Source organism: Aequorivita sp. IT1183 (genome assembly GCF_058068265.1).
Genome location: NZ_JBYRHS010000002.1, coordinates 14396 through 39706 on the forward strand (window position 1 = coordinate 14396; position 25311 = coordinate 39706).

The 25311-nt window shown below is 39.0% G+C and carries 15 protein-coding genes; 7 read left to right on the top strand and 8 right to left on the bottom strand.

Features of this window, described 5'->3' with window-relative positions; all coding sequences use genetic code 11:
• Positions 1–2: 2 nt before the first annotated feature.
• The 6 genes from AC3RVF_RS02980 (at position 3) to AC3RVF_RS03005 (ending at position 8842) form a co-directional block, all read left to right on the top strand.
• Positions 3–821, top strand: coding sequence for an alpha/beta fold hydrolase (locus tag AC3RVF_RS02980; RefSeq protein WP_489691189.1), 819 nt, complete (start codon positions 3–5; stop codon positions 819–821).
• Positions 821–2833 carry an ATP-binding protein gene (locus AC3RVF_RS02985; protein WP_489692702.1) on the top strand — a complete coding sequence of 671 codons (2013 nt, stop codon included), beginning with the start codon at positions 821–823 and terminating at the stop codon, positions 2831–2833. The genes AC3RVF_RS02980 and AC3RVF_RS02985 overlap by 1 nt, the downstream gene beginning before the upstream one ends.
• Positions 2834–3048: 215 nt before the next feature.
• Positions 3049–4458, top strand: coding sequence for a tRNA uridine-5-carboxymethylaminomethyl(34) synthesis GTPase MnmE (gene mnmE, locus AC3RVF_RS02990; RefSeq protein WP_489692703.1), 1410 nt, complete (start codon positions 3049–3051; stop codon positions 4456–4458).
• A gap of 244 nt (positions 4459–4702) precedes the next feature.
• Entirely contained in the window at positions 4703–7834 is a 3132-nt protein-coding gene (locus AC3RVF_RS02995) for a PAS domain-containing protein (RefSeq protein ID WP_489692704.1), read from the top strand.
• Complete coding sequence (locus tag AC3RVF_RS03000) at positions 7827–8192, top strand: response regulator (protein ID WP_489691185.1); 366 nt, start codon at positions 7827–7829, stop codon at positions 8190–8192. Before AC3RVF_RS02995 ends, AC3RVF_RS03000 begins: the two co-directional genes overlap by 8 nt.
• Before the next feature lie 221 nt (positions 8193–8413).
• Positions 8414–8842 (top strand): FKBP-type peptidyl-prolyl cis-trans isomerase, encoded by a 429-nt coding sequence (locus AC3RVF_RS03005; protein WP_489691184.1) that lies wholly within the window; start codon positions 8414–8416, stop codon positions 8840–8842.
• 816 nt (positions 8843–9658) lie between these two features.
• Here the strand turns inward: AC3RVF_RS03005 and AC3RVF_RS03010 are convergent.
• Positions 9659–11224, bottom strand: coding sequence for an NAD(P)/FAD-dependent oxidoreductase (locus AC3RVF_RS03010; protein WP_489692705.1), 1566 nt, complete (start codon positions 11222–11224; stop codon positions 9659–9661).
• A 1233-nt stretch (positions 11225–12457) separates the two neighbouring features.
• On the opposite strand from AC3RVF_RS03010, the gene lplA reads away from it, so the two are divergent.
• On the top strand, positions 12458–13453 hold the full coding sequence (lplA, locus tag AC3RVF_RS03015; RefSeq protein ID WP_489691182.1) for a lipoate--protein ligase: 996 nt from the start codon (positions 12458–12460) through the stop codon (positions 13451–13453).
• Between the two features lie 1247 nt (positions 13454–14700).
• Here the strand turns inward: lplA and azu are convergent.
• The 7 genes from azu to AC3RVF_RS03050 form a co-directional block, all read right to left on the bottom strand.
• A complete protein-coding gene (gene azu, locus AC3RVF_RS03020; RefSeq protein ID WP_489692706.1) occupies positions 14701–15213 on the bottom strand; it encodes an azurin in 513 nt (170 codons plus the stop codon).
• A 405-nt stretch (positions 15214–15618) separates the two neighbouring features.
• Positions 15619–16956 carry a capsule assembly Wzi family protein gene (locus AC3RVF_RS03025; protein WP_489692707.1) on the bottom strand — a complete coding sequence of 446 codons (1338 nt, stop codon included), beginning with the start codon at positions 16954–16956 and terminating at the stop codon, positions 15619–15621.
• Positions 16957–17584: 628 nt separating this feature from the next.
• Positions 17585–17917: a GIY-YIG nuclease family protein gene (locus tag AC3RVF_RS03030; protein WP_489692708.1), complete on the bottom strand. Its 333-nt coding sequence runs from the start codon at positions 17915–17917 to the stop codon at positions 17585–17587.
• Positions 17918–18494: 577 nt separating this feature from the next.
• Positions 18495–20867: a GumC family protein gene (locus tag AC3RVF_RS03035; protein WP_489692709.1), complete on the bottom strand. Its 2373-nt coding sequence runs from the start codon at positions 20865–20867 to the stop codon at positions 18495–18497.
• Positions 20868–20998: 131 nt separating this feature from the next.
• Complete coding sequence (locus tag AC3RVF_RS03040) at positions 20999–21781, bottom strand: polysaccharide biosynthesis/export family protein (protein WP_489692710.1); 783 nt, start codon at positions 21779–21781, stop codon at positions 20999–21001.
• 249 nt (positions 21782–22030) lie between these two features.
• Entirely contained in the window at positions 22031–24088 is a 2058-nt protein-coding gene (locus tag AC3RVF_RS03045) for a polysaccharide biosynthesis protein (RefSeq protein ID WP_489692711.1), read from the bottom strand.
• A gap of 7 nt (positions 24089–24095) precedes the next feature.
• Complete coding sequence (locus tag AC3RVF_RS03050) at positions 24096–25229, bottom strand: DegT/DnrJ/EryC1/StrS family aminotransferase (RefSeq protein WP_489692712.1); 1134 nt, start codon at positions 25227–25229, stop codon at positions 24096–24098.
• Between the last annotated feature and the right edge of the window lie 82 nt (positions 25230–25311).

A 25311-nucleotide genomic window follows, 5' to 3' on the forward strand; every position in this document is an offset into this window, starting at 1 on the left:
TCATGAAAAACAATAAGTACGCTAATATAGATGAGTCCTTTAATATTAAAGTTTTTGGTAAAGGGTCTCAACCAATGCTATTTGCCCACGGTTACGGTTGCGATCAAAATATGTGGCGCTTCATGTATCCTTATTTCGAGGAGAATTACAAGATTATACTTTTTGATTACATAGGTGCCGGTAATTCTGATATCGCTGCATACACAAATGAAAAATACAATTCGTTGCACGCCTATGCAGACGACATAATTACAATCTGTGAACATTTAAATTTAAAGGATGTTATTTTTGTGGGGCATTCGGTAAGTGCAATGATTGGTATGCTTGCTTCACTTAAAGACCCTTCACTATTTTCGAAGTTGATTTTAATAGGCCCTTCACCCCGTTATATAAATGAGGGGGACTACGTTGGTGGGTTTGATAAAGAATCTATTGACGAGCTTTTAGATACCTTAGACATCAATTATTTGGGATGGTCTCGAACAATGGCTCCTATTATTATGGGTAATGATGCACGACCTGAATTAGGAAAAGAATTAAGCAATAGTTTTTGTAAAACCGATCCAGAGATTGCTAAAAATTTCGCCCGTGTTACGTTTCTATCTGACAACCGAGACGATTTAGAGAATATTACTACGCCAAGCCTTATATTGCAGTGTTCTCAGGATGTAATAGCCCCTATAGAAGTTGGGAAATACGTAGCCAATTCGGTACAAAATGGCACTCTAAAGATACTAAAAGCTACAGGGCACTGTCCTAATTTAAGTGCGCCAGAAGAAACTGCAAATGCAATTTTAGATTTTCTTGAAACCAACTCTTAGTGGGAATTAAAAACGATATTTTAAACGAAGTAGATTCAGTACGTCTTAAGGCAGCTTTAGACTTATATGAAAATGCGCCCTGCGGGTCTGTCTCATTTCAAAACGATGGATTAATAATAGATATAAACAATACATTAACGAATTGGTTAGGCTATAAAAAGGAAGAAATAGTTAATGTAATTACCCTCCCTAGCCTATTTAAAATTGGAGGGCAAATATTTTTTGAAACGCATTTTTTTCCACTTATAAAAATGCAAGGTTTTATACAGGAAGTCTATTTTGATATTCTCAGAAAAGACAAAAGTGTATTTCACGGCCTTATTAATGTGCGAGAAATTCCTCCACAAGGAAATTTACAAACCACCTATCAAGCAACTATACTAGACGTTACAGATCGCTGGAACTACGAAAATGAAATATTAGATGCCAAGCGAAAAGCTGAAGCAGATTCAAAAGCTAAGGCAGACTTTTTAGCGACTATTAGTCACGAAATCCGTACGCCTTTAAACGCAATTCTTGGAATAGGGAATCTACTGCATAAAACGCCTTTAAACGATAACCAAAAGGAATATGCACGCCTGTTACTGAGTTCTTCTGAAAATTTATTGAGTCTTGTGAACAATCTTTTAGACCTAAGTAAAATAGAGGCTAAAAAGCTTGAATTGGAACATGTTTCATTCAATCTTCTCGATTTGCTTACTGTCTTAAAGCAAATATATTCGGTAAAAGCTGAGGAAAAGGGAGTAGAACTTCTTATAAATTTAGAAGAAGGTATTCCAAACAATATTATTGGAGATCCAGTAAAACTGAATCAAATTCTAACCAATCTTATTGGGAATGCAATAAAGTTCACTAAGGTAGGTGCAATAACGGTTTCCATTTCTTTGATTAAAAAACTTAATAAAGAGGTTCATCTTAAATTTGAAGTTTCGGATACCGGAATTGGTATTCCTGAAGAAAAATTAGAAACAATTTTTCAAGAGTTTTCGCAGGCTAGTTATGATGTAAGTGTGGAATACGGCGGTACCGGACTTGGCCTTACAATCAGTAAAAAATTATTAGAACTTCACGAAAGTAAATTAGTAGTAACTAGTAAAGTTAATGAAGGTTCTAAATTCAGTTTTTCTTTAAAGTATGAGGTTAATAAGAAAAAATCTAAAAAGCCAGAACAATTAATTTCAACTTCTGAAGATAATGATTTTGATGGCTGCCAGGTTTTAGTGGTTGATGATAACCTAATTAATATTTATATAACAACGCAGTATCTTGAGTTGTGGAACATTCAATATAAAACAGCAAAAAGTGGTCAAGAAGCTATAAACATCATTAAAAAGCATGCAATAGATATTGTATTACTGGATTTGCAAATGCCAAAAATGAATGGATATGAAACTGCTGAAAAGATTAGAGAATTAAAGCTTGAAAAAGAGCCCGATATAATTGCTTTTTCGGCATCTACAAAGGGAGAAGTAAGCGATAAATTAATTAAAGCAGGAATAGATGACCACCTGCCAAAACCATTTCAACCTTCGGAGCTTTTTGATTTATTAGGAGTTTGTCACGGTAAAAAAAACAAAGGTAAAAAGCTCGCTAAACTTTCTACCAAAGCTAAATTTACACCGAAGAAAAAGCTAAGGAAATTAAGTGCAAAAACCAAATCATCAGGGGTTGAGAGTTACAGTTTAGAGCGCTATATAAAAATGGCGAATAACAAACCTGAATACCTTAAAAAATTTGTTTTAAGTACGCTGGATGCTATGGTAGGTTATAAGAAGGAATTTGAAATTGCTTTAGCAAACAAAGACATAAAAAAGATTTCAGATCTCATTCATAAAACTACGATGACCATGTATTATATGAAGGCTGATCCGCTAAGCGGTTATATGAGTGAATGTCGAGAAATTCTTGGAGCTGTTCCATTAGACGAAGCCACACTAGCTAGTAAGGGAAAGTTTTGTTTGGAGGAATTCACTAAAATAATAAAAGGTTTAAAAAAGAGTCAAAAGCTCTAATTCTATACTTTTCATTCAGTTTAAATAATAATCTTTGCGAGAATCCTGAATAGTAAACTTCATAAAAAAATTACTTTATCATTTTAATTTAGAGTGTTTCTTAGATTCAGTAATTTATAGAATTTTAGCATTCGTGCAACCCTTTTTTGATTGCGTATAATTCCTAGGGTACAAACCTTTAAAACTTTTCTAAAGTAATGTTACCTTTGCCCGCAATGACACACACAGATACTATAGTAGCAATGGCAACTCCTGCAGGGGCGGGTGCAATCGCAGTACTTCGACTTTCGGGGCTAGATGCCGTTGCAATTACTTCATCCATATTTACTTCAATTTCAAAGAAGGAACTTTCAAAACAGAAAACCCATACGGTTCATTTGGGAAACATAAAGGATGGGGAACGGGTAATTGATGAGGTGCTAGCAACTATTTTCAAAAACCCAAATAGTTATACTGGTGAAGATGTGGTTGAAATTTCCTGTCACGGAAGTAATTACATACAGCAAGAAATAATACAATTATGCCTTCGGAAAGGTTGTAGAATGGCACAAGCCGGAGAGTTTACACTACGTGCATTCCTTAACGGGAAGATGGATTTAAGCCAGGCAGAAGCTGTTGCAGACCTTATTGCTAGCGATAGTGCTGCCAGCCATCAGCTTGCAATACAGCAGATGCGTGGCGGATTTTCTTCAGAAATAAAAAAGCTGCGCGAAGAACTATTGAATTTTGCTTCATTAATTGAATTAGAGCTTGATTTTGCCGAAGAAGACGTAGAATTCGCCAATCGCGAGGAATTCCAAAAGCTAATTTCAAAAATAACACAAGTTCTTAAACGACTTATAGATTCGTTCGCTACTGGAAATGTTTTAAAAAACGGTATTCCTGTAGCCATTGTAGGCGAACCAAATGTGGGGAAATCTACCCTGCTGAATGCATTACTAAACGAGGATCGCGCCATTGTAAGCGACATTGCAGGTACAACGCGCGATACTATTGAAGATGAAATAACCATTGGTGGTATTGGTTTTCGATTTATAGATACTGCCGGAATTCGCGATACCGAAGATATTATTGAAGGATTAGGAATAAAGAAAACCTTTGAGAAAATTGAAGCTGCACAGGTTGTAATTTATCTCTTTGACTCGGAGAAATTTAAAATTCAAGGTACAAGATTCAAGGTTGAGATTGAAACTATCAAGAATAAATATCCTTTAAAGAACCTTGTAATTGTAGCCAATAAGGTTGATAAGCTTACAGAAATAGAAATTGAACAGTTACAATCTGCACTCAATAATCCGCCTGCTGGAAGATCTGTGCTTCAATTATTATCTGCCAAAACTGGGCAAGGCGTGGAAGAACTTCAAAATAAATTACTCGATTTCGTAAACACGGGCGCACTTCGTAATAATGAAACCATCGTTACCAACAGCCGCCATTACGACGCTATGTTGAAGGCTTTGGAAGAAATAAGCCACGTACAGAATGGAATAAATAATAATACAAGTGGAGATTTATTGGCAATAGATATTCGCCAAGCCTTGTATTATTTTGGTGAAATTACGGGCGAGATATCGAACGATGAGCTTTTGGGTAATATTTTTGCCAATTTCTGTATTGGGAAGTAATTCTTCTACTTTAAAAAACCTCTATACCAATCCGATAATACTCTATTATTTTCGCTATAATACTATAATATTCCGATATTCTTTATTAAGTTTGAGGTAAATGTTAAAGACTCTTTAATTTGTACATTTGTTTTTATTTCAAAAGCTTAGATACAAAACATTAAAAATCATTAGTATTGAAAAAAAAATATTTTGATAGTTACTTAGTTCTCCCCGTAAATCGTTAAAATAATTATTGCTATTCATGATTATTTCTAGTCAAAGACCCAACTTTCCGGATCAGCTTCTATTCAATTCATACCCATTTCCTATGTGGATTTATGATGTTGAAACGCTACGGTTTTTGGCAGTTAATGAAGAGGCAATAAAACATTACGGTTATTCGGAAACGGAGTTCCTTTCTATGACTATTAAAGATATTAGGCCAATAGAAGAAATTCCCAAATTATTAGAAGCTGTTAGAAGCACAATAACGAGGACTAAGGAATATAAAAATAATCTCTTTCTACATCAAAAAAAAGATGGTAGTATCATCCACGTAAAGATTAAAAGTAACCTAATTGATTTTTACGATAAGCAGGCAGATATTGTTACTGCAATAGACCTTACAGAGCAATACTTACAAGAAAAACATATTCTAGAGCAAAAGCATTATTTGTCTATAATAGGAGAACTTAATCAGCTTTTACTTAGGTCTGAAGATTGGGTGTTAGCATTGGATAGTTGTTTTCAGATTGTGGGAGATACGCTTAATATAGACAGAATCTACTTTTTTCAAAATGATTTAAAGAATAAAACAACCTCACAACGGCTGGAATGGGTTCAGGATAGTACCGAAATGCAAATTGATAATCCTGAATTACAGCATGTTCCTTTCTCTAAATTTCCACTTTTTATAGAGCCTTTGCAGAAAGGTGAATTCTTTGAGGCTATTGTATCACAATTACCACCAAGTACTATTAAAGATGTTCTAAAAACACAGAAAATTTGCTCTATACTAGTACTGCCAGTGATGGTTAACAATACTTTTTGTGGGTTTATTGGCATAGATGATTGTAAGAATGAAAGAACTTGGCAAAAGAATGAATTAGAACTTTTAAAAAACCTGACATCAAATCTTGGTCATGTTATAAAGGAATCTCAAGCCCAACAAAAATTAATAGACAGCGAGGCTAAATTAAAATCGCTTGTTCAAAATAGTACAGCGCTAATTTCAATTTTAAATACCGCTGGCGATTATATTTACGTAGCGCCAAATTCAACAAAAATATTAGGGATACCACCCGAGGAGATTATTGGCACTAATGCATTCGATTTTATTTATAAGGAAGATGCTCCTAGGCTACGAAAACATCTTGAGGAAGTCTTGACAACAGATAGCGAGTCTATTGAACCTTTCAGATATCCAGATTCTGAAGGTAATTGGCGTTGGGTTCAAACTGAATTAACAAACCATTTATACAATCCTGCAATTGGTGGGATAGTTGCAAACACTAGAGAGGTAACGCTTGAGGTTGAAAAAAGAATGGGGAAAGAACTTGTGGCATCTCTAACTAAAGCCATTGGTAGTCCAGGTTCACTTTCTGCTAGTTTAGCAGAAGCATTAAAAAAACTGGTACGGCTTTCAGGCATTAGTATTGCTGAAGTATGGCTTATTTCCGAAGATAAAGCGCGACTAAATTTAATTTCAAAATCTAATCAGGATGCATCATTTGATTCTTTTCATGAGCACTCTAAAAATATTCATAGTTTTGAAAAAGGCGTAGGTTTAGCAGGCCACGTTTGGGAATCTATGGGAACATCCATTTGGCAAGACATCTATAATTACGAGCCTCTTGTAAGAGCCGAAGCTGCGGCTGTAGCCGAATTACAGTCGGCTATCGGAATTCCTATAATTTTTAATGAAGAGTTTCTGGGGTGTTTTATTTGCTTTTCTCGCTTTAAAGATCAATATCTTTCAGATCATTTTAAACTATTAGAAGAAGTTGGTTTACAGATTGGCGCGGTGGTTAAACAGAAAATTACCGAAGAAGAATACCGCAACTTTTTTGATATTTCACCCGACCCACATTGCTTGGTTGGTTTTGATGGTTATTTAAAAAAGCTAAACAAAGCTTTTAAAGATTTACTTGGTTATTCAAAGTCTGAAATAATTGAAAAACCAATATTCGATTTTATACATAGTGAAGACAGAGCTTCTTTTATAGATAACTTAATAACCACTGCGGAGAGTATAAATTCATACGAGGCAAGGTTAATAACTAAAGATGGAACCATTAAATGGTTACGCTGGAGCGCTACTTTAAAAACTGAAGTAAAAATTATTATTGCTGTCGCTAAAGATATTACGGAGCAAAAAATTGCAGAGCAAGAATTAGAAGCGGCTTACTTACGACTTCGGAATGCTCAAAAAATTGCAAAGCTTGGGTATTGGAGTCGCGATTTAGATTCTGATATTTCTGAATGGAGTGAAGAAATGTACAGCTTATTTGGCTACACACCTTCTAATTTTATTCCTACATTAGAAAATATAGCGGAGGCATTTCACCCATCGGATAGAGCTTTACTATTTGGCGACGTAACTAAAATGCTTAAACCTGGCAAAATTCAAAGTTTTGAGCACCGCATTATAACTGGATCTAATGCTATAAGATGGGTGCGCCAAGAAGTACAACTTCTTGTGAATGCTGCTGGAAAACCATTTCGTTTGGAAGGAACAATTCAAGATATAACAGATAGCATAGAAAACCAAAAACAATTAGCTTTTAGCAATGAGCGGTTTAGCCTAGCAATGCAAGTGAGTAATGAAATAATTTGGGATATTGACCATAAAGAACAAACTATTGCAAGAGGTAGAGGTTATGAGGGCACATTTCAATATGATGCTACAGAGCCATTTAATAAAGAAAATTCTTGGTTTAATAAGGTTTACCCTGAAGACTTGCCTAAATTATGGGAGTCACTCCAAGCAGCCTTTTTAGATAAAACCAAGAAAAATTGGGAAAGAGAGTATAGAATTCTGACGGAAGATGGCAGCATTGCTTATATGGTTGACCGTTGCTATATACTAAGAGATGATGAAGGCAACCCCATTAGATCTATCGGGTCTGCGCTGGACGTTACAAATTCCAGACAACAACTTGAACAAATTAAAAGACAGAATACAAACCTTCGCGAAATTGCTTGGTTGCAATCGCATGTTATTAGGGCTCCCCTTTCTAAGATAATGGGTTTAATATATCTTTCAGAACTTAATTCTGAAGATGATTCGAAAGATGAAATTTTTAGTATGATTTCTGATGCAGCCGATGAATTAGACGAGGTAATACATGAAATCACTCACAAAATAAACGCAATTGAAGATGCAGATGCGTGAAATTTTACTAATTGATGATGATCCTATCATCAACTTGATTAACTCCCGAGTGATTAAATTGCACTTTCCAGATACGCACGTCACCGCCCTGAAAAGTGGTAAAGAAGGATTGGAATATATACGCGAACACCAAACAAAGACCTATCTTATTTTCTTAGACATTCATATGCCTCAAATGAATGGTTGGGAGTTTATCACAAAGATTCGTGAGTGCGAAATTTCGTTAGATTTGCAAATCCATATTCTTACGTCTTCGGTAGATAATACCGATATACGGAAAGCAAAAGAGAACGATCAAGTACTTTCCTATTTGTTGAAGCCACTAAAAATAGATGTTTTGAAATCCTTGGCTTGCTAATAACCCGTCATTGAGTTATTCTTTACTGTTCGGCTTTTATTAGTTTTCTTTATTCTTCATCAATTATATTAAAAACAAATAGCTATTAATAAAATGGCTTAAACATAGAGGCGTTAATCTTTCCTTAAACCTTTACATTAAATTCAGTATTCTGTGGAATTGGCAACATAAACCCTTAGTTTTGCCCAATATTGATTAAATAATCGAAAAAAACAAACATTATGAGTCAAGTACAAGGAAATGAAACCGTAAAACTTCACTACACAGGTAAACTAAATGACGGACAAGTGTTCGACAGTTCTGTGGAAAGAGAACCACTAGAGGTAAAACTTGGTGAGGGCCGTTTAATTCCAGGTTTTGAAAAAGGATTGGTGGACATGAAAGTGAATGATAAGAAAACTATCACCATTCCAAAAGAGGAAGCTTACGGTGAAGTTCAAAAAGAGCTTTTCCAGAAAATTCCAAGTGAGAATTTACCACAGGAAATTAAACCAGAAATAGGAATGGGTCTAGTATCTAAAAACCCTGATGGTTCTGAACGTCAATTGCGTGTTGCAGAGGTGAAGGAAGATTTCATCATTGTAGATGCTAATCATCCCCTAGCTGGACAAGATTTGACATTTGATCTAGAATTACTTGATATTAAGTAATTTATTAGCATATATTTTTTATTTAAAAGGGCTTCCAGTTTTGGGGGCCCTTTTTTTATGAGGTGGTTTGAGGGGACGGGTTGTTTACATTTACATTTTGCTGGCATTGGACATCTTGCTACATAAGGGGGGGGGCGACTGCCCTTCGGGTGCGTGCAGGACGGGGTGCTCACCCTGACATAGGGACTCCGGACGGGCTGCTCACCCTGACAACTTAGTGGTGAAGGGGGTTCGACTGCGCTCACCCTGACATAGGGACTGCGCTTAGGATGGGCTACTCACCCTGACATAGGGACTCCGGACGGGCTGCTCACCCTGACATACTGCTGAGCGAGGGGGTTCGACTGCTATTCGTTTATCTTCATTTTTTAAGCACCAATAAGTGCTCCTTCCCTTTACAACGAATTTAATTTAGAGAACTAAATGATCTTACAAGGGAAGGTGGCAGCTGGGTGTAATTTTAGTTCACTGTTGAATATAATTACCAGCTGACGGAAGGGTTGAAACTATAAGTTGGGCCTTCGACTGCACTTTGGAGGGGCTGCTTACATTGATAATTTTGCTAAATAAGGGGGTTCGACTGCCCTTCGGCTCCGCTCAGGACAGGCTAGGACTGTGGTTTGACTGCCCTTCGACTGCGCTTAGGAGGGGCTGCTTAAATTGATGATTTTGCTAAATAGGGGGTTCGACTGCCCTTCGGCTCCGCTCAGGACAGGCTACTCACCCTGACATTGGGACTGTGGTTCGACTGCCCTTCGGCTCCGCTCAGGACGGGCTACTCACCCTGACATAGGGACTGCGCTCAGGACGGGCTACTTACCTACTACCCTCTTTCCTCTTCCCCGCAATTGCATCAACGCAATTAATTCCGTCTATTGCTGCGGAAATGATTCCGCCGGCGTAGCCTGCGCCTTCTCCGCAGGGGTATAGTCCTTTAATTTCGACGTGTTCTAATGTTTCTGGGTTTCGCGGAATACTTATGGGTGATGAAGTTCTACTTTCGGGGGCGTGTAGTACTGCTTGGTTTGTGTAATAACCATTCATCTTTTTCCCGAAAGCTACAAATGCTTTTTTTAGTCTTTTTGATAGTAAGGCCGGAAGTACTTCATTTAAATCTACTGAGACAATTCCGGGTTGGTAGGAGGTTTTCGGGAAATCTTCTGAAACCTTTCCTTCCACGAAATCAATCATCCGTTGGGCAGGAACTCTTTGCGTCTTCCCTCCTGCTTCCCAACAAAGTCGTTCCACTTGTTTTTGAAAATCGAGACACACAAAAGGATCGCCTTCTTTATAATTTGGTAAATCTTTTGGCTCTACGCTAACAACAATCCCACTATTTGCATACGGATTGTTACGTTTACTGGGGCTCCAACCATTGGTTACCACCTCTTCCTGCTCTGTGGCACAAGGGGCTATAATTCCACCAGGACACATACAGAAAGAATAAACACCCAATCCATCCACCTGCTCCACCAACGAATAACTGGCGGGCGGTAAGTACGGATTGTCGTCATCGCCGTGATATTGTATATAATCTATCACTTCCTGTTGATGCTCTACACGAACGCCAATAGCAAATGGTTTAGCTTCAATTTTAATGTTTTTCTGGTGAAGTAAGTAAAAGATGTCGCGCGCAGAATGACCGGTGGCAAGGATTACATCTTCGAATTGCAACCATTTTTCACTATTAATTTGAATAGCTTCAATTGCGTTAGCTGTGATTTTTATATCTGTAAGCTTAGAATTAAAATGTACTTCTCCCCCATTTTCAATTATCGCCTCCCGCATTGCGGTTATAATTTTCGGAAGTTTATTAGTGCCAATATGCGGGTGTGCATCTACAAGTATATCTTCATCGGCACCAAAATGGACAAACCATTCCAATGCTTTTAAAACATTGCCTCGTTTTTTAGAACGTGTATAAAGTTTACCATCGGAATAAGTTCCGGCGCCCCCCTCGCCAAAGCAGTAGTTGCTTTCGGGGTTTACAATATGGTCTTTGTTGATGGCTGCAAGATCGCGCCTACGTTCGCGCACGTCTTTTCCGCGTTCAAAAATTATGGGTTTTAATCCAGCTTCTATTGCCCGAAGCGCTGCGTAAAGTCCGGCGGGACCTGCGCCGATTATAGCAATCTGCTTTGCCTCGCTTACATTTTGAGGTATAAATGGCGAAATGGTTTCTCGCTTTTCACCTTTTGACCACAATTCAATTTGCAGGTTTATTTTAATGGGTTTGCGGCGTGCATCAATGGAACGTTTTCGAATTCTCCAATCGCTAATGTTATCTTTTCGAAGCTTTTCCTTTTCCAAAGCAAGTTCGAGAATGTAATCGAAATCCTCCTGTTGATGCGGTAAAACGGTAATTTGAACCAATCTGCTCATAGACGGCAAAGGTAAATGTTAATTTGTTAGTTTTTATAATGTTGGTTGGTGGATTTGTGAATTCGAGATTTGTTAATTCGGGATTCGGGTGGGGATTACCACGAATGCACGAATTTTTTTTGGGGGGGCTTTTACTTGCATTGATGGTTATGCTAAACGAGGGGGTTCGACTGCGCTCACCCTGACAATTGGCTTGCATTGACAATTTTGCTACAAAAGGGGGTTCGACTGCCCTTCGGCTCCGCTTAGGAGGGGCTGCTTACGCTTACATTTTGCTGGCATTGAACATCTTGGTACATAAGGGGGTTCGACTGCCCTTCGGCTCCGCTTAGGAGGGGCTACTCACCCTGACAGTGGGACTGCGCTTAGGATGGGCTACTCACCCTGACAGTGGGACTCCGCTCAGGACGGGCTGCTCACCCTGACATATTGATTTCATTGACATTTTGCTGAACGAGGGGGTTCGACTGCCCTTCGGCTCCGCTCAGGACAGGCTACTCACCCTGACATAGGGACTGCGCTTAGGATGGGCTACTCACCCTGACAGTGGGACTCCGCTCAGGACGGGCTGCTCACCCTGACATTCTGCTGAGCGAGGGAGTTCGACTGCTATTCGTTTATCTTCATTTTTTAAGTACCAATAAGTGCTCCTTCCCTTTACAACGAGTTTAATTTAGAGAGCTAAATGATCTTACAAGGGAAGGTGGCAGCTGGGAGTAATTTTAGTTCGCTGTTGAATATAATTACCAGCTGACGGAAGGGTTGAAACTATATGTGGGGCCTTCGACTTAAATTCGGCTTCGCTCGGGAGGGGCTGCTTGGACTTACATTTTGCTGGCATTGGACATCTTGGTACATAAGGGGGTTCGACTGCCCTTCGGCTGCGCTCAGGACAGGCTGCTCAACCTGACAGTGGGACTGTGGTTTGACTGCCCTTCGGCTGTGCTTAGGAGGGGCTGCTTACCCTGACAACTTAGTGGTGAAGGGGGTTCGACTGCGCTCACCCTGACATTGGGACTGTGGTTTGACTGCCCTTCGGCTCCGCTCAGGACAGGCTACTCACCCTGACATTGGGACTGCGCTTCTACTGCGCTGAGGGCGGACACCCCGCCAAAAAAAAAGGCGGGCAGGCTTCCCTTTTGGAAAGGGAGGAGCTGGGGTATTTTAGTATTGTTAATATTATGGGGGGCGTCCACAAAACAATTAATTATCTTTGTGTAAAACTAAAATGAAATGATTTTTATTGAAAACGAGAACAACACCAATCCACGGTTAAACCTTGCTTTGGAAGAATATGCACTGCGGAATTTTAGTGCAGATAATGATTATTTGCTTTTCTATATTAACGAGCCTTCAATTATTATTGGACGCAATCAGAATACTTTGGAAGAGATAAACCATAAGTATGTTAAAGAGAAGAATATTCATGTAGTACGAAGAGTATCAGGCGGCGGGGCGGTGTATCACGATTTTGGAAATCTTAATTTTAGTTTTATTACTAATCACGATATAAAAAGCCTAAACAACTTTAAAAAATTTACCGCACCCGTTATAAAAGTCCTGAAGAATTTAGGCCTAGACGCCGAATTGAAAGGTAGAAACGATATTCAAGTTGAAGAAAAAAAGATTTCTGGAACAGCTCAGTTTTCTACTGGAAAACGAATGGTTAGCCACGGGACGCTATTGCTGAACACCGATTTGGGAGAAGTGGTAAACGCGCTTAACGTAAAAATGAGCAAGATTGAATCTAAAGGTCACAAATCTGTGCGCAGTCGCGTGGCAAATATTTCGGAGTTTTTAAAAGAACCAATGAATATTAAAGCATTTAGACAACTTTTGCTAGAAGGGCTTTATGAGGAAAATGAACCTTTTGAAAGCTATCATCTAACGCCGGAAGAATGGAAAGCTGTTCATCAGTTAAAAGCAGAAAAATACGACACTTGGGACTGGAATTACGGCCGTTCGCCAAAGTTTAATATTCAGCGGAGCAAGCGTTTTGCTGTTGGTGAAATAGACCTGCGAATTTTTGTGGAAAAGGGACTTATAAAAGAATTTAAAATATTTGGTGACTTCTTTGGAAAAGAGCCAGCTGAGAATCTGGAGAATCTATTGATTGGTGTGCGTTATGAAAAAGAAGATATTTCGGAAGTCATAAAAAATATTAAGATTGAGGAATATTTTGGAGATCTTCAGAAAGATGAGTTTATTGATTTGGTTTATGGAGGGTAGGTTTGAGGGACGAGGTTTGAGCGACGAGATACGAGGGACGAGGGATGAGGGATGAGGTACTGCTTGCACTGACATTTTTGCTAAACAAGAGGGTTCGACTGCCCTTCGGCTCCGCTCAGGACGGGCTGCTCACCCTGACATTGGGACTGCGCTTAGGATGGGCTGCTCACCCTGACATATTGATTTCATTGACATTTTGCTGAACGAGGGGTTCGACTGCGCTCACCCTGACATAGGGATTGCCCTTCGACAGCGCTTAGGATGGGCTGCTCACCATGACATTACGTTCACCCTGATATTTTGCTTAGTCAGATCTTTAAAGGTACTAAGGGGGTTCGACTGCGCTCACCCTGACATAGGGACTCCGGACGGGCTGCTCACCCTGACATTCTGCTGAGCGAGGGAGTTCGACTGCTATTCGTTTATCTTCATTTTTTAAGCACCAATAAGTGCTCCTTCCCTTTATAGCGAATTTAATTTAGAGAACTAATTGATCTTACAAGGGAAGGTGGCAGCTGGGTGTAATTTTAGTTCGCTGTTGAATATAAATACCAGCTGACGGAAGGGTTGAAACTATAAGTGGGCCCTTCGACTTTAATTCGGCTTCGCTCGGGAGGGGCTGCTTGGACTTACATTTTGCTTGCATTGAAGATTTTGTTACATAAGGGGGTTCGACTGCCCTTCGGCTGCGCTCAGGACAGGCTGCTCAACCTGACAACTTAGTGGTGAAGGGGGTTCGACTGCCCTTCGGCTCCGCTCAGGACAGGCTACTCACCCTGACATTAGGCTTTCATTGACATTTTTCTGAACGAGGGGTTCGACTGCGCTCACCCTGACAGTGGGACTGCCCTTCGGCTCCGCTCAGGACAGGCTACTCACCCTGACATTGGGACTGCGCTTAGGATGGGCTGCTCACCCTGACATTACGTTCACCCTGATATTTTGCTTAGTCAGATCTTTAAAGGTACTAAGGGGGTTCGACTGCGCTCACCCTGACATAGGGACTCCGGACGGGCTGCTCACCCTGACAGTGGGACTGCCCTTCGGCTCCGCTCAGGACGGGCTACTCAACCTGACATTGGGACTGTGGTTAGGACGGGCTGTTCACCCTGACATTTTGCTTAAAACGTAAGAAAGCTAAAAATGTAGTTACACTTTTAGCTTTCTGTATTTTTTGTGGTACGTGGTTGATGTTTCTATTTCCAACTTTACTTTTCGTACTTCGAACTTACAATTTTGTACTTCAATTATTCTACGATAAATTTTCCTTGCATTAGGGCGTAGTGGCCTGGGAAGGTACACATGAAAGTGTATGTTCCTGGGGCTGGGGCTTCGAACTCTATAGTGTCTGTTTGTCCGCCGCCTAACATTTTGGTATGTACGATAAACTTATCTGTCATATCTGCTGGAATGTAATCGGTGTCTTTTGCGGTAGCTGCTGCTTGACCTACAGCGGCCATGTCTGCATCTTGAGTAAGTAATGCCCAGTTATGCCCCATTACGCTCATATCCATTTTACCTACGTGCTTTAGGGTAAGTTTTACTTTCTGCCCTGCTTTAACTCGAATCTCGCTCTTGTTATATTTCATTTGGTCGTTACCTTCGATGGTAATCGTGGCCACAGCATCATCGATTATTTCTGCTGGCGCAGCTTTTTCTTCAACTTGAGTGCCGATTTTCAACTCGTTTTGTTCTTCCTTTTTGTTGTCGCCACAACTGATTGCTATAGCGGACATAAATACTAATACTAACTTTTTCATATTATATAAATTTTAGATTAATTTCTAATAATTAATAAAAGACAAAATTAGCTTCTATTTATGCGATAGCAAAATAAAAGGGCAATGGTTTGTTGGTTTTGGGAAAGGTATAACGTTTGGAATGTTGAATGTTGAATGTTGAATGATTAAGATTCGAGAATTAATGTTGTGGGGTTTGAGTTGTGGGGTTTGGGGTGTGGAGGAGTGATTTGGCTTGATATGGGTTAACCACAAAGGGCGCTAAGGAGACTCAGAGTTGCGCAAAGAGAGTTGGAAATTAATTAATATCTGTTTGCTTTAATCGGGTGGGTTTTAGGTGGTAGGTAGAGGACATAAGACGTAGGACTGTAAGTTGTTGTATAATTTAACTGATGAAGGTACCAGAAAGTAGATTTTGGTATAGGGTTAAAAGGAGTAGGAATATTCTAGGCCTGCTCCTATTCTGGTTGATGCATTGTTTGAGAAATCTACTCCTGCTAGGGCGGTGAAAGTTCCTAGGTTTTCTGCTTTATAGGAAAGGGAGGCGTAATTGTACCAATATTTCCATTTGGGTGATAATGGCCTGCCGTAGGTGCCTAGATAGGTGGTGTAAGTACTTTTTACCTTCCAGTTGAATCTAGCGATATTGCCGGTTGCACCAAAATGATGGGCTCTAGAACGATTGCTAATAAAAGTCTTTTCATTAGTAGCAATGCTCTCTGGATCGCCATACAGCACAAATGGAATGCCGATAACATTTTGTTCATAAGTCCATCCACTTCTGTAAATACCATTTGAAAAGTAATTATCTCTACCACTACCCCCATATAAACCACTTTGATCTACAGTGTTTATATATTCGTAAAGTATTGATGAGATGAAATTCTGATTGAGAGGCTTAAAATAAACACCATAAACCCCATCGGGAAAGTTTTTGAAACCAGAGCCTGAGCCATCCTCGAACGGATGTTCGTGGTAGAGAGAAAACGCACCCAGTTTATTTTTAAATTCGTATTCAAGTAAGTAGGAACCCAGATGGTTGCCCAGTTTGTTGAGTATTTCGTTATCTATTTTACCATCGGATGGTGTAAGTGCAAAAAATACATCTACATAATCTCTAAAACTATCACTAAGCTTGCCATACTCAGGGGAAGTGCCTCCCCATTGGGCAAAGTGTTGAATCTTTGAGGTTAGTTTATGGCTATCGTTGAATTTAGTAATAAGGGCAAGTCTTTTATAATGTAGGTATGTGCCTTCTACATAGCGATTATCGTTTAGCTCGTAGTGGGCAATACCCCAATCTAGGGAGAATAGTTTTGAAATTTTAAGTGGATTGTTTGCTTCTAAAAGTAGCCCTGGGAAAGGTCGCGCATTACCCGACATTAGGAAGTTTTGATTAGTAGCGGAAAGGCCGTCAAATACTTCTTCTCGCTTTTTTGCCCCGAGGGTTGCGAGTAGCCAAGAATTTTCAAATTGCAGATATAAATCTCTGCGCTGTATTGCTTCAGTTGTACCATCTCTACCATAAACAGTAGCACCGGCGTTAATTTTAAAGGAGGAAAATGATAAGCTTGAAGTGAGTTGTGCGGTAGTTGAAAAATTAGTTAAATCGCTTACAGCATAGTCTGTATTGGTATGCATCCAAAAAGGAATTTCCTGTTTATTTGATGCAATTGCTTTTGTAGTTATACTGCCATTGACATCCAATTGCTGCGAGAAAATTGTTGCGGGTATTAGGATGAATGCGATGGTTAGTAACTTCATTATATGATATTTGATATTAGGTGGTAGGTTTTAAGTGAGAGGTTCCTCCAACGCTGAAAAAGCTTGCTCCTATGCTGAAGCTTCGGCGCACGCGGGCGGAGGACGATGGGAGACTTGTTTACGATGTTGATGGGTGTAACCATTGATTCTGTAAATTTAGGGTTCTAATGATTGCCTGTTTCATTTGGGGTGGGTGCTTAGGCTGACAGCTTAAATCAGATTGAGAATTTACTAACTGAGGGGGTTCGACTGCGCTCACCCTGACAGTTTAGTTTTTTTTTGATATTTTTCATGTATTGACATAATGCTAAACAAGGGGTTCGACTGCGCTCACCCTGACATTGTTGTTGTTATCCTGACAGTTGTGCTCACCCTGACAGTTGTGCTACACTGGTGATTCGGCTGCGTGCCCGTTTCATTTGGGCGGGTGCTCAGGACAGGCTACTCACCCTGACAATCTGCTTGGCATTTGGATTGGCCGGAAAATCTGTTGGAGCAAGGGGGTTCGACTGCCCTTCGGCTCCGCTCAGGACAGGCTACTCACCCTGACAACTTAGTGGAGAAGGGGGTTCGACTGCCCTTCGGCTCCGCTCAGGACAGGCTGCTCACCCTGACAGTGGGACTGAGCTCACCCTGACATTTTATTTTCTGGGTTATATTTGTAATGTGTTGCATTTCTACATTCTGATAGAATTTTTAACAAGTTTCCATCTCCATTAATTAAGGCTTTTTTCTTTGCTCTTGTCCATCTTTTGATTTTTTTCTCAAAGTAAATTGCTTGCAAAACATCATTGAATTCTTGATGAAATTTTAAGGTTAATGGTCTTCTTTTATAAGTATAAGCGTCTCTTTTAGTTCCTGATTGATGTTGTTCTAATCGTTTTGACAAATCGTTTGTAATACCTGTGTAGTATGATTTGTCTGAACATTCTAATATGTACACGTAGTATTGGAAGAACATTTTTTTTATTTAAAGGTAGGTAATTTTGCTTAGTGAGACAATTGGGAAATTGAGGGGGGGGGTCGACGATACGAGGGGGTTCGATGGGATGGATATTGGAAGGGCTGGCGCTGATTTATTGATGCATTGGGATAGTGACTTCTAAGGGGTTCGACTGCGCTCACCCTGACATTTGGATTGTATGGCATTTCGGTGGAGAAGGGGGTTTGACTGCCCTTCGGCTCCGCTCAGGACAGGCTATCACCCTGACTTGTTGCTTGGCATTTCGGTGGAGAAGGGGTTCGACTGCGCTCACCCTGACATTGGGACTGCGCTCACCCTGACATAGGAACTGCCATTCGACTGCCCTTCGGCTCCGCTCAGGACAGGCTACTCACCCTGACATGTTGCTTGGCATTTCGGTGGAGAAGGGGTTCGACTGCGCTCACCCTGACATTGGGACTGCGCTCACCCTGACAACCTGCTGTAAAAGAGGTTGGGGTGCGCTTCGTCTACGCTCAGGACAGGTTGCTTACCTTGACATTCTGCTGAGCGAGAGGGTTCGACTGCGCTCACCCTGACAGCTTAGTGTTGAGGGTTAGCGTTTTCCGAAGGCTTTTTCCCAGATGGTTTGTTTTTTTTGTCCGTAGGTGTAGCCGTATTTGTTACCGTAGCCGAAATTGGCCATGCTTACGTTGTTAAGGACGAAGGCAACATTCTTTAGTTTTTTACCTCTTTCTTGTTCTATAGGGAAATCTAGGAGTTTCTTTTCTGTGTATCCTGCTCTAAGGGTGTATAAGGTGACATCTGCGTATTGGTTTATAAGCAGGGTGTCTGTAACAAGCATGGATGGAGCGGTATCTACTACCACATAATCAAATTCTTGGGCTAGTTCTTTAAATAAATCGCCTGATCTTTTTTGCATCCATAACTCAGCGGGGTTTGGGGGGATGGTACCACTAACCATTAACCACAGATTCTTTTGCATGGTAGATGCTTGTACATAATCTTTAGTTGTACTTTCTGGGTAGACCAAATATTCCACGACACCTTGGTTTGAAAAATCGTGCTCAATATAACGCTGTAATTGTGGGTTACGAATATCGGCACCTACCAATACCACTTTGGCACCGCTATTTGCCAAGGTAAGAGCGAGATTGGAAGAAACAAAAGTCTTCCCTTCACCTTTTACCGTGGAAGTAACAAATATTATTTTTCCTTTATCTGTCTCTTCCTGCTTGTCTAACATTAAGTATTGCAGGTTGGTGCGCAGAATTCTAAAGGACTCCGCCAGGATAGAATAGTCATTAACTTTTACTAGCTCGTCGTCTTTTTTGCTCAGTTCAGGGATTTCACCAACTATAGCAATATCGCCACCGTGGCGCTCAACGTAAGCACGGTTTCTGATTTTATTATCTAGTAACTGTTTAACATAAATAAAAAGAAACGGAACTAAAAGCCCTAAGATTAGAGCAGCTAGCATAATAATCTGTTTTTTAGGAGATACTGGTGCGGTTGAACTATATGCACTGTCAACAATTTTAGCCTTTGGGGTGGTCACGGCTAATGAGATTGCTGTTTCTTCACGTTTTTGAAGTAAGTAGAGATACAAAGTTTCTTTGATTTCTTGTTGACGACTTATGCTTCTAAATTGTTTTTCTTTTGCAGGAATGGCAGATATCTCGCCGCCAATTTTAGCCCCTTGCTGGTTTAACCGCCCACGTTGTATTTGCAGGCCGTTTTTTACATTTTTTAAACTCTGCTTTATATTTGAACGTAACCCTCCTATTTGATTCTCAAGACCAATAACTAACGGATTTTTTAGGGTGCTGCTTTGTAAAAGTTTATTGCGTTCTAATACTAATTGGTTATACTGTTCAATCTCCCCAGCAAAACCTTCCTTTTCAACTCCTAGATTAGCAGGGAGTAAATCATCAGGATTACCATTATTAATATACTCCTGCATCGTATTAACCAGAGCTATTTGGGTTTCTACTTCAAGTTGTTTTTTATTAAAATCGCTAGCATTTTGAAGAAATAATTGTCCTTCGGCAGCGATGTCTGTTAATTTATTATCTTGTTTAAATTCAACCTTCCCAGTTTCAACACTATCAAGTTCGCTAGTAATAATTTCTAAACGGCTTTGTATAAAGTTAGCCGTATTTCGAGAAATCATATTCTTATCGTTTATGGCGTCTTCATTATATTGCTGAATAAGTTCGTCGAGTATGGCTTTAGCTTTTTCAGGAACTGGAGATACCATTTCTAGTCCAATAACACTACTATTCTTACTAATTTGAGTCGCACTAATACCATTTCTTAGACTACTTACTACTGCATCTTTATTACTAATATGCACTCGAAGTGCACCTTTTTCAATACTCTTATTTAAAACTGCAAGGTTGGGAGACACTATGATAGTGCCCCAATCAAAAGTAAGCGGTTCACCAAATTTATACGTCTTTTTATCTTCTCCATCAATCTTTAGAGCATACTTGGATGTAGAAAGCACTTCTACATATAAGAAACCACTCGGAACTCCTTTGTTTTCTTCTGTTGAAATTAATTTTAAGTCGAATGGTCTGCCATCAAAAACTTCAGCATCCCGTACATTTCCTTCTCTATAATAACTCACTTGTAAATTAAGCTCATCAACAACTTTTTCAGTTAGAGATTTAGACTTTAGGATTTCTAGTTCATTATCAAAAGCAGAACTTGAAAGTCCTGAAAGTCCCATGTCTTGAAAAGCAGATAGCTCTGAAAGAGCATTACTTTTCTCATCTTTAATTAATATAGTTGCTGTAACCTTATAAGATGGAACTGTATATCTTAAATAAATATATGCCCCAGTTAAAGCAATCAGTACGGCTATAATAAACCATGGCCAATACCGAAGATAAGCTTCTAGTTGTTCGCGGAGTGTCAACTCCTGTTCCTCATTAAGACCTTGATTTTGGGAAATATCTTGCATGCTTTACTTTATAAATTTTTTATATTTTATAGCGGTTATTTCAACGCTAATAAGTTACCACTAAAACCTATACCCTTAGTATTCATTACTCATCACTCACTATGCAATATTCATAACTCACTACTAATTCCTTATCTAAAAACTATAACAAGCACCGACAACAATAATGAAGCTATACTAATATAAATGCCAGTATTTCTATTAAAACTACTGCTCTGCACCTGGGCATTATTTGGTTCTACATATACCACATCGTTTTGTTTTAAATAGTAGAATTCACTATTTAATAATGAAGAGTCACGAAAATCTAAATATTTATATTCCTTAGTCTTCCCGTTATCGCGAATGATTAAGACATTATCTCTGCGACCGAAAATGGTCATATCACCAGCCAAGCCTAATGCCTCCGGCAATGTAAGTCGCTCGCCATCTAAGGTATATGTACCAGGTCTTACAACCTCACCCAATACACTTACTTTAAAATTTACTACGCGAATAGTTACAATAGGATCCTTTACATATTCAGAAATACGCTCAATAAGAATTTGACTTAACTCTGTACGCGTATAACCAGCAACCTTTATTCTCCCTAAAACCGGAAAATCGATAGTGCCGTCATCAGCTGTTAAATATCCTTGTCGCTCGGAATTTGTATAAGTAGAACCTGATATATCTGCAGAAGCACGAGATTCGCTAATTAGATTAAAGGGACGGACAGCATTAAGATCGTAAGCAGAAACTACTATGCTTAGGAGGTCGTTGGGTTGGATCTTAAAACTGTTTTGAATATTATCTACTAAAGCCTTTTGTTGCTCTAAATCTTGGAAGTAAACAATTTTATCTCTAGATACACAGGATACCCCTAGTGTTAGCACTAATACTAATAGCAATCCTTTTACCGCAAAACCCTTCATTTATTTTGATTTAATTTTTTGCAAAGATAGTTTCTTTATTATTTATTACTAAATTTTTATTAGTATTACTTAACGTTTAATCCTTAGTTGTACTAATTGGAGGGATGGAAAATGGTTGATGGCTAATGGCTAATGGCTAATGGCTAATGGCTAATGGCTAATGGCTAATGGCTAATGGCTAATGGCTAATGGCTAAAATAAAATAAAATAAATAATTTATCATTCATTATTCATTACTAATTAGTCACTTCACACTTTATCCGCCTCACTTTTGCTCGTTGAGACTCCATTTACTCTTCCTAACTCATCTTCTTGAGTAACATGAATTGATTTTACATATTCCGATTCTGGTACTAGATCTAGGTCTACGTAAATTGAATTTTGGCTTACGAATTCGGGTACTAATTGTTTTAATTGTTTAATAATACCCTTCTTCTTTCCTACTCTGTTTATCAAAATATCTAGCTCATTAAGAGCTTCATTTATATATTCATAATCGTATTCCACTACACTACTAACCGTAATCTTTGGGTGATATGTGGTTAAGGTATTCTCACCATCATTTAAAAGTTCCTCATAAAGCTTCTCTCCTTCTCTTAGGCCTGTGATTTCGATATTAATATCTTCATACGGCTTTAAGCCACTTAACTTAATCATACGTTCTGCCATATCGAGAATACGCACTGGCTTCCCCATATCGAACACAAAAATTTCACCCCCTTTACCCATAGTACCCGCCTGCAGTACTAATTGGCAAGCTTCCTGTATTGTCATAAAATAACGGATAATGTCTTTATGCGTAACCGTAACTGGCCCCCCATTTTTTATTTGTTCTTTAAAGAACGGAATTACAGAACCATTACTTCCCAATACATTTCCGAAGCGAGTGGTAATGAATTTTGTAATTACTCCGGGTTTACGCTGCAAGGCTTGTACATACATTTCTGCTGCACGTTTGGTAGCACCCATTACATTACTTGGGTTTACCGCCTTATCTGTAGATATCATCACGAAGCGTTCGCAGCTGTAATCACAAGCTAATTCTGCCATAATACGCGTGCCCATTGTATTTACACGGATACCTTCACGCGGATGGTTTTCTATCATTGGCACATGTTTATATGCTGCGGCATGATAAACAACATCGAACTGAAATTTCGCAAAAATACCCTCCATGCGTCCTTTTTTAGTAACATCTGCGAGGTAACATTGATACTTGAGGTTAGGAAAGGTTTTCTTTAAATAAAGATCGATACTATGTAAGGCACTTTCAGCATTATCTAGTACAATAAGTTTTTTAGGTTTAAAACCAGCAATTTGCTTTGCAAGCTCACTACCAATACTACCAGCACCACCTGTTACTAAAATCGTTTTTCCTTGTAGGTCTTCAAAAATTAAGTCTGTATCGGTTTCAATTGGATCGCGCTCCAGTAAATCTTCAATTTGAAGTGGTGCAATTTTTAAATGCATGTCGGAAAGCTTTCTCCATTTTTCAGGCATAGAGGTATTATAAACTTCTAATCCCGCAGCAAAAGTTTTTTCTACCAGTTGGTTTTTTTGAGGTACCGTCAAGGTATCACCCACTAATAATAAGCCGTGAACATTATATTTCTCTTTAATACCTGATAATTCATTTTCAATTTTTCCACAGCAAGTAATTATAGGCAAATTCATAATTTTATAATTATGGCCTTTTTCATCTGTACTTATAAATGCTATCGGGCGATAAGGAGCATACGAATCGCCAAGAAGTGACTGCGCTAAACCAATACTTTTCTCGGTAACTCCAAATACTAAAATGCGCTTTTTAAAATTATTAGAAGCTGTTTTGCGCAGTAGCCTATAGGTTTCCTTTACCACTATTCGAAAAGCAATTAAAAACCCTAAAGACAAGAAGGCATATAGAAGTAAGCCAGTGTTAGCAAATACTTTATACCCAGTAAAAGAATCATAGATATTATTTCCTATTAGAGTAAATAGAAATACGGTACCCGTGGCGAGCGCTAATCTGTATACATCTGTAAATGTGCTATGCCTAATAATTCCGGAGTAGGTTCTAAAAAGAACAAAGCTAGTAAGGTGGAGAACGAGGAGTAAAATTGCGCGCTCAGGAATGGACAGCACATCATACGTATTAATTGGAATATTGTATAATAGTAAGACAGTAATTATGTAGGAGAAGAGACAGATGGTTAAATCTAAGGCAATAACTACCCAGCGAGGAAGAAAGTGCTGGTCTAAAACATAATTTCGAACCCCGGCGTATTGCCTATGTAAATAATTAGATTCAGAATAATTATTTTTCATACTACATTTAGTTTAAATAATTTAGAACAGCAGTAGCAATTCGCTCTCTAGCACTATCGTCTAGATTGCTACCCGAAGGTAAGCAAAGTCCGTTATTAAATAAGGTCTCGCTAGTATCATTTCCATAATAAGGGGCATCTTTAAATATAGGTTGCAAATGCATGGGTTTCCACAAGGGTCTGGACTCGATGTTTTCAGCTAATAGTGCTTCTCTTAGTCCGTCTGGGTTACAATTATCAGTAGGATTATTAAATGAAATACAGCTTAACCAATGATTACTGAAGTATTCAGCAGTTGGTTCTTTAAAAACAGTAATGTGAGGAAAGGCAGAAAATAGTTCTTGATAAAAATTATTCATTCCTCTTCGCAATGCCACATGAGCATCTAAAACTTCCATTTGCCCTCTACCGATACCAGCACTAATATTACTTAGTCTATAATTATAACCAATATGACTGTGTTGATAATGTGGTGCATCATCGCGCGCTTGAGTAGCTAGAAAAACTGCCTTGTTTTTATGATCTACATCTCTAGACACGAGCGCTCCTCCACCAGAGGTGGTAATAATCTTATTTCCATTGAATGATAAAATAGACAAATCACCAAAAGTGCCACATTTTTGCCCTTTGTAGCTACTGCCCAATGCTTCTGCACTATCCTCAATGATGGGGATATTGTATTTTTTTGAAATCGCTTGTATTTCGTCAACTTTATACGGCATACCATATAAATGTACGGAAATTATTGCTTTTGGGTTTTTACCTTTTGCAATTCTATCTTTTATAGCTGTTTCTAAATGTTGCGGACATAGATTCCAGGTGTCTTTTTCACTATCTATAAAAACAGGTGTTGCGCCTTGATAAACAATAGGATTTGCCGAAGCAGAAAAGGTTAAGGATTGGCAAAACACCTCATCTCCCCTACCTACACCGAGTAATATTAAAGCTAAATGGATAGCCGCAGTGCCAGAACTGAGTGCGGCGACGTGGCTTTCTTGACCTAAATAAGATTGGATATCGGCTTCAAATCCGTTTACATTGGGGCCTAAAGGCGCTATCCAATTGGTATTAAAAGCTTCTTGAACATAGTTTTGTTCTGTCCCGCCCATATGCGGTGATGACAGGTAAATCTTTTCTTTCATAGCATAATTTACAACTTTTTGTTCTTAAAATATTCACAACGATATTAGAAAAACAATCAGTAATAGTTTATAGGTATTTCTA

Bases quoted from the DNA above. Each gene is read 5' to 3' on its own strand.
- AC3RVF_RS03000 (WP_489691185.1), top strand. From the start codon at position 7,827: ATGCGTGAAATTTTACTAATTGATGATGATCCTATCATCAACTTGATT.
- lplA (WP_489691182.1), top strand. From the start codon at position 12,458: ATGATTTTTATTGAAAACGAGAACAACACCAATCCACGGTTAAACCTT.
- AC3RVF_RS02980 (WP_489691189.1), top strand. From the start codon at position 3: ATGAAAAACAATAAGTACGCTAATATAGATGAGTCCTTTAATATTAAA.
- AC3RVF_RS03045 (WP_489692711.1), bottom strand. From the start codon at position 24,088: ATGAAAAATAATTATTCTGAATCTAATTATTTACATAGGCAATACGCC.
- mnmE (WP_489692703.1), top strand. From the start codon at position 3,049: ATGACACACACAGATACTATAGTAGCAATGGCAACTCCTGCAGGGGCG.
- AC3RVF_RS03005 (WP_489691184.1), top strand. From the start codon at position 8,414: ATGAGTCAAGTACAAGGAAATGAAACCGTAAAACTTCACTACACAGGT.
- AC3RVF_RS03050 (WP_489692712.1), bottom strand. From the start codon at position 25,229: ATGAAAGAAAAGATTTACCTGTCATCACCGCATATGGGCGGGACAGAA.
- AC3RVF_RS02995 (WP_489692704.1), top strand. From the start codon at position 4,703: ATGATTATTTCTAGTCAAAGACCCAACTTTCCGGATCAGCTTCTATTC.
- AC3RVF_RS03040 (WP_489692710.1), bottom strand. From the start codon at position 21,781: ATGAAGGGTTTTGCGGTAAAAGGATTGCTATTAGTATTAGTGCTAACA.
- AC3RVF_RS03030 (WP_489692708.1), bottom strand. From the start codon at position 17,917: ATGTTCTTCCAATACTACGTGTACATATTAGAATGTTCAGACAAATCA.
- AC3RVF_RS03025 (WP_489692707.1), bottom strand. From the start codon at position 16,956: ATGAAGTTACTAACCATCGCATTCATCCTAATACCCGCAACAATTTTC.
- AC3RVF_RS03010 (WP_489692705.1), bottom strand. From the start codon at position 11,224: ATGAGCAGATTGGTTCAAATTACCGTTTTACCGCATCAACAGGAGGAT.
- AC3RVF_RS03035 (WP_489692709.1), bottom strand. From the start codon at position 20,867: ATGCAAGATATTTCCCAAAATCAAGGTCTTAATGAGGAACAGGAGTTG.
- azu (WP_489692706.1), bottom strand. From the start codon at position 15,213: ATGAAAAAGTTAGTATTAGTATTTATGTCCGCTATAGCAATCAGTTGT.